Consider the following 12,545-nt stretch of genomic DNA (forward strand, 5'->3'; position numbering starts at 1 on the left):
GCGGGCGGGCCGGGAGTCTCCGCCCGGCCCGCCCGTTCCGCCCTGTCGGACCCGGTCAGTCCTTGTACGTACTCGCCGTCGTGGCAGAGGCCTCCAGCAGCGCGAAGGCGTCCTCGACCTCGGACTTCTCGGCCGCGTTGGGGTTGGCGTTGGTGCAGGACGTACCGGCGCTGGCGCCGGACATCAGGCTGGAGCAGGGCCCCGGCTTCACATCGGGCAGGCCCAGGATGTGGCCCATCTCGTGCGAAGCGATCCGGATGGTGTTGTGGCCCTCGTCCACGGCCTGCCGTCCGAAGTAGATCGTGCCGCTGCCCAGCGCGGTGACCGAGGCACGCGGCCAGCCGTTGTCGGCGACGATGCGGAGGTTGGCCCGCTGGCCGGAGGCGACCGGCTTGAGCTGTACGTTCTTCACGCTCTGGTTCCAGACCGCCGCACCCTTGGTCACGGCGTCCTTGAACTCGGCGGCGCCGCCCGCGTCATAGGTGACCACGCGCGCGGCGGTGGTGGTCGGGGCCGCGGCGGCCGCCGCCGGGGCGGCCACCGCCTGGCCGCCCGCCAGGGCGAACACCGCCGCTACGGCGACGGGAAGTGCGCGGACGAGTCTGCTGGATGTCACATGGGCCTCCTCGCGGGGAAAGGATGCATCTGGACGTGGGCATGACGGTCCGTCATGTCCCAACCGCCACTGTGCCCACGCCTGCCTCCATCCAACCCGCTCCCCCGCCTCCCTATGACACCGGGGTCGCCGCGGTGGCCGCCCCCGGCCTCTTCACCCCCCGTCGACCAGGCATCCACCGGGCCTCCACCGGGTACCGACCGGGCATCGAGCAGGTCTCGACCGAACCGCATCCGGTCGCCCGGGCACCCCTCGGGACCTCTAGAATCGCCGGATGGCTCTTCCCGAAAACGGACCCGGTGTCGCAGGCGGCCCCGATGACAGCGAAGCCCTGCGCGTGCTGCACCGCGTCTTCGGCTACGACGCGTTCCGGGGAGGCCAGCAGGAGATCATCGAGCATGTCGTCACCGGTGGTGACGCACTGGTCCTGATGCCGACCGGTGGCGGAAAGTCGCTGTGCTACCAGATCCCCGCGCTCGTGCGGAAGGGCGTCGGCGTCGTCATCTCTCCGCTGATCGCGCTCATGCAGGACCAGGTCGACGCCCTGCGCAACCTCGGCGTGCGGGCCGGGTTCCTCAACTCCACCCAGGACCTGGACGAGCGGCGGCTGGTGGAGGCCGAATTTCTGGCGGGCGAGCTGGATCTGCTCTACCTCGCGCCCGAGCGGCTGCGCGTGGAGTCCACCCTGCGGCTGCTGGACCGGGGCACCGTCTCGCTCTTCGCCATCGACGAGGCGCACTGTGTGGCCCAGTGGGGGCACGACTTCCGGCCCGACTATCTGGCCCTGTCCGAGCTGCACGAGCGCTGGCCCACCGTGCCCCGGATCGCGCTGACCGCGACCGCCACCGAGGCCACCCACGGCGAGATCGCGTCCCGGCTGAAGCTCCAGGACGCCCACCACTTCGTGGCGAGCTTCGACCGCCCCAACATCCAGTACCGGATCGCCCCGAAGAACGAGCCGAAGAAGCAACTGCTGGAGCTGTTGCGCGCCGAGCACCCGGGCGACGCCGGAATCGTCTACTGCCTGTCCCGCGCCTCGGTGGAGAAGACGGCCGAGTTCCTGGTGGGCAACGGGATCGACGCGGTGCCCTACCACGCGGGCCTGGACGCGCGGACCCGCGCCGAGCACCAGTCGCGCTTCCTGCGGGAGGACGGCGTGGTCGTGGTGGCGACGATCGCGTTCGGCATGGGCATCGACAAACCGGATGTGCGGTTCGTCGCCCATCTGGATCTGCCCAAGTCCGTCGAGGGCTACTACCAGGAGACGGGCCGCGCCGGGCGCGACGGGCTGCCGTCCACCGCCTGGCTGGCGTACGGGCTGCAGGACGTCATCCAGCAGCGGAAGATGATCGACACCTCCGAGGGCGACGACGCCCACCGACGCAGGCTGGGCCAGCACCTGGAAGCGATGCTGGCGCTGTGCGAGACCGTCGCATGCCGCCGGGTCCAGCTGCTGGCCTATTTCAGCCAGCAGAGCACCGCGTGCGGCAACTGCGATACGTGTCTGACGCCCCCGGAGTCCTGGGACGGCACCGTCCCCGCGCAGAAGCTGCTGTCGACGGTGGTCCGGCTCAAGCGGGAGCGGAACCAGAAGTTCGGCGCCGGGCAGGTGATCGACATCCTGCTCGGCAAGAAGACGGCCAAGGTCATCCAGTTCGACCATGACGCGCTGTCGGTGTTCGGCATCGGCACCGAGCTGCGCGAGGCCGAATGGCGCGGTGTGGTACGGCAGTTGCTGTCCCAGGGGCTGATCGGCGTCGAGGGCGACTACGGCACGCTGGTGCTCACCGACGCGAGCGCCGAGGTGCTGGGGCGCGAGCGCGAGGTCTGGCTGCGGCGCGAGCCCGAGAAGACGCGCGCCGGGAAGTCCGCGAAGTCGGGTGCGTCCGGGCCGTCGAAGTCGCGCAAGGCCGCAGCCGATCTGCCGGAGGAGGCGGTGCCGGTGTTCGAGCGGCTGCGCGCCTGGCGGGGGGCGAGCGCGAAGGAGCAGGGGGTGCCCGCGTACGTGATCTTCCACGACGCGACGCTGCGCGAGATCGCGACCGTCTTCCCCTCGACGCTGGACGAGCTGGGCGCGGTGAGCGGGGTCGGCGAGAACAAGCTGCTCAAGTACGGACAGCAGATCCTGGACACGCTGGCGTCCTGACGGTGGTCTCACCGGAGCCCTGCCCCGCTGGTCGGGGCAGGGCTTTGTCGTGTGGTGAGCATGGGGGTTACCGCCGAGTATTACCTCGGGTAACCTCGGGAGGAAGGTGGCCGCCGGGGACTGGGGTACTCCGGCGGCCACTCAACTCCCTCTCGCCGCGGCTTGCTACAGCTCCTGGATGCGGATGTTGCGGAACGAGACCACATCGCCGGTGCTGTGGTTCTGCAGACCGATGTATCCGGAGGCGAACCGGCGGCCGTCGGTGCCCGGGTCGTCCGAGCGCGGCGGGGTGAAGTCCTGGCCCCCGGCGTTCTCGAACTCATTGATCAGCACACCGTTGCGGTATATCGAGTAGTGCTGGCCGACCACCCGGACCTCGTAGTCGTTCCAGCTGCCCTTGGGCGTCACCCCCGCACCACCCAGTCCGACCCGGTCGAAGCCGTAGATCGAGCCGGTCTTGTACATGTCGCCGTCGGGGCGGTCGTTGATCTGCACCTCGTGCCCGTACTTGATGGCGACCCACTCCGGGCGGGACTCCTCGGGGTGGTCGTTGACATCGGGGAAGCGGACGAAGACGCCGCTGTTGGCGTTGCCCGTCCCCGGGGCGTCGTCGCGGAACTGCAGCTTCAGCGAGAAGTCCTCGTAGGTGCGCCGCGGGAACCACAGCATGCCCATGCCGTCGACCGTGGAGCTGCTGGTGATGGTGCCGTCGTCGTTCAGGCCGAAGGCGCCGCCGCCCACGTGCTGCCACTTGGCGAACGACTTCTTCGTCCCGTCGAAGAGGTCGCGGTAGCCCTCGCTCTGGCCGGGCCTGCCGATCCCGGACTCGTCGGCGGCCGCTTTGATGGCCTCGCTCTCGCGCTGGTCGATGACGCCGTCGGAGAGCAGCTTGCCGGTCACCGAGGTGACGTGCTTCAGGAAGAGGGCGTGCGAGGACCAGTCCTTCTCGTCCTCGATCAGCTCGTTGATGGTGCAGCGGCTGCGGGTGATGCGGTTGGGGACGCCGGTGTCGACCGTACCGACGATCACGGTGAGCCGCTCGTCCCACTCGGGGCACGCGGGGGCGGGCACGCCGCCGCCCTCGTCCACGGTGAACGCGAGCGTCCTGGCCGACGAGGTGTTGCCCGCCTTGTCGGTGGCGCGGTGGGCGAGGGTGTGCCGCCCGACCCGGTCGACGACGACGGGGGTGGTGTAGGCGAGGTACGGGCCGCCGTCGAGGGAGTACTCGGTCTTCGCCACACCGGATTCGGCGTCGGTGGCGGTGAGGGTCACCTTGACGCTGCCGAGGTAGTTGCCGTCCGAGTTCTTGGTGCCTTCCGCCTTGGCGGCGGTCTCGGGCGGGGTGGTGTCCGTACTCGGCGGTGCGACCACGGAGAACGCCACCGACTTCACCTCGGCGGTGTTCCCCGCCCGGTCGGTCGCGCGGTAGCGCAGCGTGTGGGGACCGTGGGTGTTCACCGTCACCGGTGCGGTGTATTTCGTGAAGTCGCCCTCGTCCAGGGCGTATTCGATGGTGTTGACGCCGGACCCGGTGTCGGAGGCCGTGATGGTGACGGTGGCCGTGTCGTAGTAGTCACCGCCCGGGCCCTGCTTTCCGGTCACGGTCGCGGACGTGGCGGGCGGGGTGGTGTCGTCCGTCGGCGGGGCCACGACGCGGAACTCCGCCGACTTCACCGGGGAGGTGTTTCCCGCCTTGTCGGTGGCCCGGTAGCGGATGGTGTGGGTGCCCACCTCGTGCACCATCACCGGGGCGGTGTACGGCTGGAACGTCCCGTCGCCCACCGCGTACTCGATCCGGTCCACACCGGAGCCCTGGTCGGTGGCGGACACCGCGACCGTGGCCATGCCGAGGTACGCGCCGTCCGCGTTCCGCTCGCCCTCGACCTTCGCCGAGGTCTCGGGCGCCGTGGTGTCCTCGCCCCCGCCGCCGTCGGTGACCATGAGGATGCCCTGCATCTGGCCGTGGCCGGGGATGGTGCAGAAGTAGCGGTAGCGGCCGGGGGTGAGGGTGACCTCGGCGGAGTGCTTGCCGCCGCTGTCGTCGGCGGGGTTGGCGAGGATGTTCACCGGGACGTCGTTGTTGTACTCGGGATCGGACACGTCGAACGTGAGGGTGTGCGGCATCCCCATGGTGTTGCCGGTGGCGGTGCTGTTCTCGAAGACGATGGTGGTCTTCCCGGCGACCGCCGTGGTGGGCGCCGACACGTAGCTGGTGATGCCGTCACCCGCGGTCCAGGTCAGCGTCTGCTGTGCGGAGGCCTTCCCGGGGGTGTTCTGCCCGGACGCGGCCGTGGCCGTGGACAGTCCCGTGGTCAGTCCGAGGACCATGAGCAGCGCGGCGAGCAGCGCCGTCAGAGGTCTCGGAGTGCCGGAGGGTTTGGATCGCCGTCGTCTCACCGCTGCTCCGCCTTCCTGGCCACGTCCTTGGCGAGCGGGGTGGGCTCGCCGCCCTTGTAGGTGATGTGCCACAGCGCCGACTTGGCGTCGGAGGTGAAGAAGCCGCGCCCGTAGTCGAGGACGTAGAGCGAGCCGTCCGGGGCGAACTTCCAGTCCATGAGGTTGCGGATGCCGTCGGCGCCCACCGGGATGATCTTCTTGAGGGATTCGGCGTGCACGGGCAGCCCGCCCTTGCCGACGGTCTTCGGGTCGGTCACCACCGCGTGGCGCGGCTGGTCGGCGTCGTAGAAGTCGCCGACGAACCACTTGCCGTCCCAGTACGCGGGCCACTTGGTGGCGCTGTTGCTGGTGTCGTCGTACCGGTAGACCGGGCCGTTCATGGTCGCCTGGCTACCGCCCTTGAGCCAGGGCAGCAGGAACTTGGCCTCCGACGCCTTGTAGCTGGGGATGCCGTCGGCGTTGCGCGGATAGTCGGGGGCGCCGCCCTGGGGCGAGTACCAGATGGTGTTCCCGGTGACCGGCGGCAGGTTCACCAGGCCGTTGTTGTTGGGCGACTCGTTCTTGGGGGCGTCGCAGTCGTACCAGCCCAGCGGCTTGGTGGGGTCGGGCAGGTTGCGGTCGCGGTACGGCTGCTTGTTGCCCATGCAGTACGGCCAGCCTTGGTTGCCCGCCTTGGTGATGGCGGCGAACGTGTCGTACTTGGCGGGGCCCCAGGTGGTGCTGGGCTCGCCCGCGTCGGGGCCGACCCAGCCCGCGTAGAGGGTGTCGGTCTTCTTGTCGACGAAGATCCGGGCCGGGTTGCGCACCCCCATCACATAGATCTCGCCGCGGGTCTTGCCACCGCCCTCGTCGGGCTCTTTGCCGGTGAACAGATTGCCCTCGGGGAGGGTGTAGGTGCCGTCGGCCTCGGGGTGAATCCGCAGGATCTTGCCGTTGAGGTTGTTGGTGTTCCCGGCGGTGCGGCGGGCGTCGGCGAAGGACACGCCCTTGTAGTTCGGCTGCGGGTTGTTTCCGGAGTAACCGTCGCTGAACTGGCTGGAGTTGTTGTCGCCGGTGGCGATGTAGAGGTTGCGCCGGGAGTCCCAGGCCATGCCGCCGCCCGCGTGGCAGCAGCTGTGGATCTGCACCGGCCAGGACAGCAGCACCTTCTCCGAGCCGAGGTCGAGCCGGTCGGTCTTGAGGTTCAGGGTGAAGCGGGAGACGCGGCGCTCGGCCATGCGGGTGTCGCGGTTGATCCGGGAGTGCGGGGTGTAGTGCAGATACACCCAGCCGTTGGTGAGGAAGTCCGGGTCCAGCTCGATACCGAGCAGCCCTTCCTCGTTCTTGATCAGCTCATCGCCGCCGCCCTTGTTGCCGAAGACGGTGAGCGCGCCCGCGAGCGTCACCTTGCCGGTCTTGGGGTCGTAGATGTGGATCTGGCCCTGGCCCTTGCCGATGTCGGGGTCGTTCCAGTCGGTGACGACGGGCGCGCTGTTGTCGCCCCCGCCGCGGCCGATGTACAGCACCCGGCCGTCCGGGGCGGTGACCAGGCCGTGCGGCTCGCCGATCTGGTCGGACTGACCGGGCTGGTTGGGCTTGGTGACCCGTTCGGCCTTGTAGTTGGCGGTGATGGTGGCCTGGCAGTCGGCGCGGACCAGGCGGGTGGTCCACAGCAGCGCGCCACGCAGATGGGTGCGGAAGTCCGTCTCCCGGAATCCGGCCGCGGTGCCGCCCATGCCGGTGTAGAAGGACCGGCCGCCGTCGTAGTCGCGGCACCAGGAGACGGGGTGGTCCCAGCCGTTGGCACCGGCGCCGGGCTGGTAGCTGCTCTCCCGGACCCGGGCGACGGTGTGCACCTGGCCGGAGGGGTTCGTCTGCCAGTTGAGCCAGGTGTCGGGGCGCTTCCACTCCAGCGGCAGGTCCTTGGTGGCCGGGTGGGTGCGGTCGCCGACCTCGACGACGGCCCGCTGCACGGCGGCGGGGCTCGTGGCGGCGGGGCGGGCCCCGATCAGGCCGGTGAACCAGTCCGAGTACGGCTCGTTGCGGGCCGCGTCGTGAATGCCGAGGAAGCCGCCGCCCGCCTCCATGTACGTCTTGAGCCCGGCTTCCTGCTCCGGGTCGAGCACATCGCCCGCGCCGGTCAGGAAGACAACCGCGTTGTACGTGCCGAGCTTGGGCGCCGTGAAGACGGAGGCGTCGGCGGTGGCGTCGACCGTGAAGCGGGTCGCCGCCGGGCCCTGGTCGCCGATGCGTTCGATAGCCTCGATACCGGCGTCCACGGTCGGTGCCTCGTCCCCGGCCGAGCCGTGGAAGACCAGCACCTTGACGTCGTCGCCGCCCGGCGGGGACGGCAGCGCGAGCCGCGGCCGCTCGTCGGGGCGGGCGGCGGCAGGGGTGCCGCCGAGCATGGTCGCGGTGACGGCCCCGAACAGCAGGGCAGCCAACGCCGCGCGTCTCCTCCGCGGCCGACGCTTTGTCAGCCGACGCCTTTCCGAGGGCTTTTGGTACGGTTCATCCCGCATGAGTAACCCATCCCTCTCCGGTACCGGATACACCGCGAAGGAAGCTAGACGCCTTTTCGCACTCCGCCAATAGCTATGACCGCAACTCGACGAACTTTGTCCTGAGTGTGGATGAACGGGGTAGGTCCGGCTACCGTGATGCCATATCCCCGGGGGACGTGTGCATGGCAAGGACGAGAACGGCCGCACCGAGTTGGGAGAGCGATGAGCGACGCACCCGGCACCATGCCCAGACGCGGCTTCGGCCGACGGCTTCTCGCCGGTGGCGCGGCCGCCGCCGCGATCGGCGGCCCGCTCTCCCTGACCTCCCCCGCCTCTGCCGCCGCCTCCGCCTCTCCTGCCTCTCCCGCGAACGCCCCAAAGCGCCGTGTGGCCACGGCGGCGGCCGGTGGCGCGGTCCGCCGCATGAAGCTGTACGCGGAGAAGCTGCCGGACGGGCAGATGGGTTACGGCCTGGAGAAGGGCAAGGCGTCCATCCCCGGCCCGCTGATCGAGCTGACCGAGGGCGACACCCTGCACATCGAGTTCGAGAACACCATGGACGTCACCGCCAGCCTCCATGTGCACGGCCTGGACTACGACACCGCCAGCGACGGCACCCAGCTCAACCGCAGCGCCGTGGAACCGGGCGGGACGCGTACGTACACCTGGCGCACCCACACCCCGGGCACCCGCGCGGACGGCACCTGGCGGCCGGGCAGCGCGGGCTACTGGCACTACCACGACCACGCGGTCGGCACCCCGCACGGCACCGGAGGCCTCCGCAAGGGGCTGTACGGGCCGGTGGTGGTGCGCCGCGCGGGGGACGTCCTGCCGCAGAAGCAGTTCACCATCGTCTTCAACGACATGACGATCAACAACAAGTCGGGCCATGACGCACCCGAGTTCCGGGCGACCGTGGGCGAACGCGTCGAGATCATCATGATCACCCACGGCGAGTACTACCACACCTTCCATGTGCACGGTCATCGCTGGGCGGACAACCGCACGGGCCTCCTGGAGGGGCCGGACGACCCGAGCCGGGTCATCGACAACAAGATCACCGGCCCGGCCGACTCGTTCGGCTTCCAGGTGATCGCCGGGGAGAACACCGGCGCGGGCGCGTGGATGTACCACTGCCACGTCCAGAGCCACTCCGACATGGGGATGGCGGGACTCTTCCTGGTCGCCGAGCTAGACGGCACGATCCCGGGCTACGACCCGCACCGCCTGGCCGCCGGGCACGGGTCATAGCCCACACGCCGGGGCGTCAGGGCGATTCGTCCGGGTCCCAGTTGAGCAGGCGCACCTGGGCGACGGTGCGGACGTGGCGGCGCATGGCCGCGGCCGCGGCCTTGGAGCGGCCCTCGGCGATGGCGTCCAGAATCTTCCGGTGCTGGGCGAACGACCGCTTGGGGCGGCCCGGCTGACGCAGCGACTCCGCGCGGCTCTCGCCGATCTGCTCGGCGATGGAGCGCATGAACTCGGCCAGCAGCGGGCTGTGGGCGGCCGCGGTGACCGCGGCGTGGAAGCGGCGGTCACCCTCGGTGCCGGGGCGGCCCGTCGCGATCTCGTCCTCCATCCAGTTGAGCGCCTGCTCCAGGGCGGCGAGGTCGTCGTCGGTGCGGCGCTCGGCGGCGAGTTCGGCGAGCTTGGTCTCCAGCGCCTCACGGGCGTCGAGCACATCGGGCAACCGGCGCCGGCGCTCCATCAGGCGCTCCACGGGCTCGGTGTCGAGGCTGTCGCGGAGCAGCCGCATACCGCCGCCCTGGCGCACCTCGACCAGGCCCTGCACCTCCAGGACGACGATGGCCTGTTTGACGGAGGCGCGGCTGATGCCGAGCCGCTCGGCGAGTTCCCGCTCGGTGGGCAGCCGGTCGCCCGCGCGCAGCCCGCCCTCCTCGACGTAGGCGCGCAACCGGTCGAGCACCTGCTCGTAGAGGCGCTGACGGTTCATCGGGCGCAGTGCGTCGTCGGCCATACGAGCTTCCCCCTGCTGCAGCCGGCCGCTGCGGTTGGTGACGGCCCCGATTCGCAGCGTAGCACCGGCGATCGGCGCCGAGCGGACAATTGGCTGAGCCAATGTGCCACCTATGTATTGACTGTTGAACCATCGCGCGCGCAACGTGATGCGCGGCTGGGCCACTTGTGACGGGAGCGCGATGTCCGACGAACTGATCTCGATACTCGTTCTGGTGGTGGTCTTCGTGATCGCCACCACCAGATCGATCAACATGGGCGCGCTCTCCTTCGCCGCCGCCTTCGGCGTGGGGGAACTGGTCGCCGGTTTCGACGCGGACCGCATCTTCGCCGGTTTCCCGGGCGATCTGTTCGTGGTGCTGGTCGGCGTGACCTATCTGTTCGCCCTGGCGCGGGCCAACGGGACCACCGACTGGCTGGTGCACGCCGCGATCCGGCTGGTGCGCGGGCGGGTCGCGCTGATTCCGTGGGTGATGTTCGCGATCAGTGGCGTGCTGACGGCGATCGGCGCGGTGAGCCCGGCGGCGGTCGCGATCGTGGCGCCCCTCGCGCTGAGCTTCGCGGCGCGCTACAGCATCAGCCCGCTGCTGATGGGGGCCATGGTGGTGCACGGCGCCCAGGGCGGCGGCTTCTCCCCCATCAGCATCTACGGCTCGATCGTCAACGGCATCGTCGAGCGGGAGAAGCTGCCGGGCGACGAGGTGACGCTGTTCCTGGCCAGCCTCGTCGTCAACCTGCTCATCGCGGGCGTCGTGTTCGTCGTCTGCGGCGGGCTGAAGCTGCCCCGTACCGACGCCGCGACCGCGACCGCGTCGGAGGAGTCGGAGGAGGAGAAGACGAAGGAAGAGGCCGCGGACGCGGACATCCGCCTCACTCCGGCCCGGGTCGCGACCCTGGTGGCGCTGGCGGCACTGGTGATCGCGGTCCTCGTCTTCGACCAGGACGCCGGGCTCACCGCGATCACCCTCGCGGTCGCGCTCAGCGTCTTCTGGCCGGACCACGGCAAGCGGGCCGTCAACGAGGTCACCTGGCCGACCGTGCTGCTGATCTGCGGTGTGCTCACCTACGTCGGGGTGCTGGACGAGATGGGCACCATCACCTACGCGGGCGACGCGGTCACCGACATCGGCATCCCGCTGCTCGCGGCGCTGCTGCTGTGCTACATCGGGGCGATCATCTCCGCCTTCGCCTCCTCCGTGGGCATCATGGGCGCGCTCATCCCGCTCGCCGTCCCCTTTCTCTCCCAGGGGCACATCGGCGCGGTGGGCATGATCGCGGCGCTCACGGTCTCGGCGACCGTCGTCGACATCAGCCCCTTCTCGACGAACGGCGCGCTGGTGCTGGCGGCGGCGCCCGATGTGGACCGGGACCGGTTCTTCCGGCAACTGATGATCTACGGCGGCATCATGGTGGTCGTCGTCCCCGCCGCCGTCTGGCTGACGATGGTGGTCCCGGGGCTGCTCTAGCGAACCCCGGGACCACCGGGGCTCAGCACATCTTGTAGTCGGCCCGGCTGCTGTTGTACGAGCAGGTGTCGACCGTGGTGCCGCCGCTCTTGCGGAGCGTGGCCTTGTCGCTGGTGTTGTTCCAGACGTAGGCGCGGCGGTCCTGGTACTTGGTGGCCGAGGTGTCCGAGCCGGTACCGGTCCGCACCGTCACCGTCTTGCCCGCGCCGAGGGTGTACGAGGGGAAGGTGTACGCGTGGCGGCTCGCGTCGACGAGCACCCACCCCTTGAGGCTCACTCCGCGCGAGGTGGAGTTCTTGATCTGGACATACTCGGCGTTGAGGCTGGTGTTGCTGCGGGTGTCCGACCCGGGAGAGTCGTAGTAGATCTTGTGCAGATGCACGGAGCCGGCGGCTCCGGCGGGCGCGGCGGGATACAGCAGCGCGATGGCACAGCCCGCGGCGATTGCCGCGCCGGCCCTGGCGGTCGTACGGAACATGACGTCTCTCCCCTGGTGTCGCGGTGGTGCGCACACAGACGGACGGACGGCCGCGCCCGAGATGGTTGGGAAGTCACGAGGTGACTCCCTCGGTGCGGCCGTCCGTCCGTCTTCCCCCACCTGTGTGGGCAACCAGAGTGGACCGTGGGGCTCCGTGGCGGCAGGGCTGCGCGGCCCCTGATCAGGGGCCGTCCGGCCCTTGTGCCGGGGGCGAGTTGGTGCGGGGGCGCGTCAGCGGCCGTACTGCGCCCCGCCGTTGATGTGCAGAACCTGCCCGGTGACGTACGCGGCCTCCGGGGAGGCCAGATAGCGGATGGCGGCGGCTATCTCGGCGGGCACGCCCGGCTGTCCGGTGAGCGTCTGCCCGATCTGCTGGGCGATGAACTCGGGAGTGCCGCGCTCGCCGAAGAACTCGGTGTCCTCGACATAGCCGGGGGCCACCGCGTTGGCGGTGACACCCTCCGCGCCCAGCCGCCTGGCCAGTTCGAAGGTGTAGGTGTGCAGGGCGGCCTTGGTTCCGCCGTACGAACCGGGGCCGCGCAGCGCCGCCACCGAGGAAAGGTGCACGATCCGGCCACCGGGGCGGGCGATATGCGGAATGAGGGCTTCGGTCAACAGCACGGCGGTGAGCACATTGGCCGCGAAGTTGCGCTGGTACTGGTCGGCGATGCCTTCGAGGGTGCCGTCGTTGCCGGGTGCGACATTGCCTCCGGCGTTGGTGACGATCACGTCGACGGGGCCGTCGGCGGCGATTCCCTCGGCGGCGCGGCGGGTCTGCCCGACATCGCTCAGGTCGGCTGCGGTCCAGGTGACCAGACCTTCGCCGTGCTCGGCGTTCAGCTTCTCGGCCGCCGCGCGCAGCACCTCGGTGCGGCGTCCCACGATGACGACCCGGTCGCCGTCGGCGGCGAAGGACTCCGCGGTCGCGAGACCGATGCCCGTACCGCCGCCCGACACCACGATCCGTCGCCCCATTACGGCC

Annotated in this window: 9 protein-coding genes; 3 read left to right on the top strand and 6 right to left on the bottom strand. The window is 70.0% G+C overall.

Annotated elements, in window-relative coordinates:
- Nucleotides 1-55: 55 nt before the first annotated feature.
- On the bottom strand, nt 56-616 hold the full coding sequence (locus ABZ370_RS37105) for a snapalysin family zinc-dependent metalloprotease (RefSeq protein ID WP_358630569.1): 561 nt from the start codon (nt 614-616) through the stop codon (nt 56-58).
- Nucleotides 617-890: 274 nt separating this feature from the next.
- Between ABZ370_RS37105 and recQ the strand changes: the two genes are divergently transcribed.
- Nucleotides 891-2,762: a DNA helicase RecQ gene (gene recQ, locus ABZ370_RS37110; RefSeq protein ID WP_358630572.1), complete on the top strand. Its 1,872-nt coding sequence runs from the start codon at nt 891-893 to the stop codon at nt 2,760-2,762.
- Between the two features lie 165 nt (nt 2,763-2,927).
- Here the strand turns inward: recQ and ABZ370_RS37115 are convergent, their stop codons facing one another.
- Nucleotides 2,928-5,090: a family 16 glycoside hydrolase gene (locus ABZ370_RS37115; RefSeq protein WP_358630698.1), complete on the bottom strand. Its 2,163-nt coding sequence runs from the start codon at nt 5,088-5,090 to the stop codon at nt 2,928-2,930.
- A gap of 65 nt (nt 5,091-5,155) precedes the next feature.
- Nucleotides 5,156-7,546: a ThuA domain-containing protein gene (locus ABZ370_RS37120; protein ID WP_358630700.1), complete on the bottom strand. Its 2,391-nt coding sequence runs from the start codon at nt 7,544-7,546 to the stop codon at nt 5,156-5,158.
- Nucleotides 7,547-7,885: 339 nt separating this feature from the next.
- Between ABZ370_RS37120 and ABZ370_RS37125 the strand changes: the two genes are divergently transcribed.
- Nucleotides 7,886-8,893 (top strand): multicopper oxidase domain-containing protein, encoded by a 1,008-nt coding sequence (locus ABZ370_RS37125; RefSeq protein ID WP_358630702.1) that lies wholly within the window; start codon nt 7,886-7,888, stop codon nt 8,891-8,893.
- A gap of 16 nt (nt 8,894-8,909) precedes the next feature.
- Here ABZ370_RS37125 and ABZ370_RS37130 read toward each other — a convergent pair whose 3' ends face one another.
- Nucleotides 8,910-9,620, bottom strand: a complete 711-nt coding sequence (locus ABZ370_RS37130) for a FadR/GntR family transcriptional regulator (RefSeq protein ID WP_358630575.1) — start codon at nt 9,618-9,620, stop codon at nt 8,910-8,912.
- 181 nt (nt 9,621-9,801) lie between these two features.
- Here ABZ370_RS37130 and ABZ370_RS37135 point away from each other — a divergent pair, with 181 nt between their 5' ends.
- Nucleotides 9,802-11,085 (top strand): SLC13 family permease, encoded by a 1,284-nt coding sequence (locus ABZ370_RS37135; RefSeq protein WP_358630577.1) that lies wholly within the window; start codon nt 9,802-9,804, stop codon nt 11,083-11,085.
- A gap of 22 nt (nt 11,086-11,107) precedes the next feature.
- On the opposite strand, the gene ABZ370_RS37140 is transcribed toward ABZ370_RS37135, so the two are convergent.
- Both ABZ370_RS37140 and ABZ370_RS37145 read right to left on the bottom strand, forming a co-directional pair.
- A complete protein-coding gene (locus ABZ370_RS37140; RefSeq protein WP_358630580.1) occupies nt 11,108-11,563 on the bottom strand; it encodes a lamin tail domain-containing protein in 456 nt (151 codons plus the stop codon).
- 231 nt (nt 11,564-11,794) lie between these two features.
- On the bottom strand, nt 11,795-12,538 hold the full coding sequence (locus tag ABZ370_RS37145) for an SDR family oxidoreductase (RefSeq protein ID WP_358630583.1): 744 nt from the start codon (nt 12,536-12,538) through the stop codon (nt 11,795-11,797).
- Nucleotides 12,539-12,545 lie beyond the last annotated feature (7 nt).

It is taken from the genome of Streptomyces sp. NPDC005962, assembly GCF_040629205.1.
Taxonomy (GTDB): domain Bacteria; phylum Actinomycetota; class Actinomycetes; order Streptomycetales; family Streptomycetaceae; genus Streptomyces.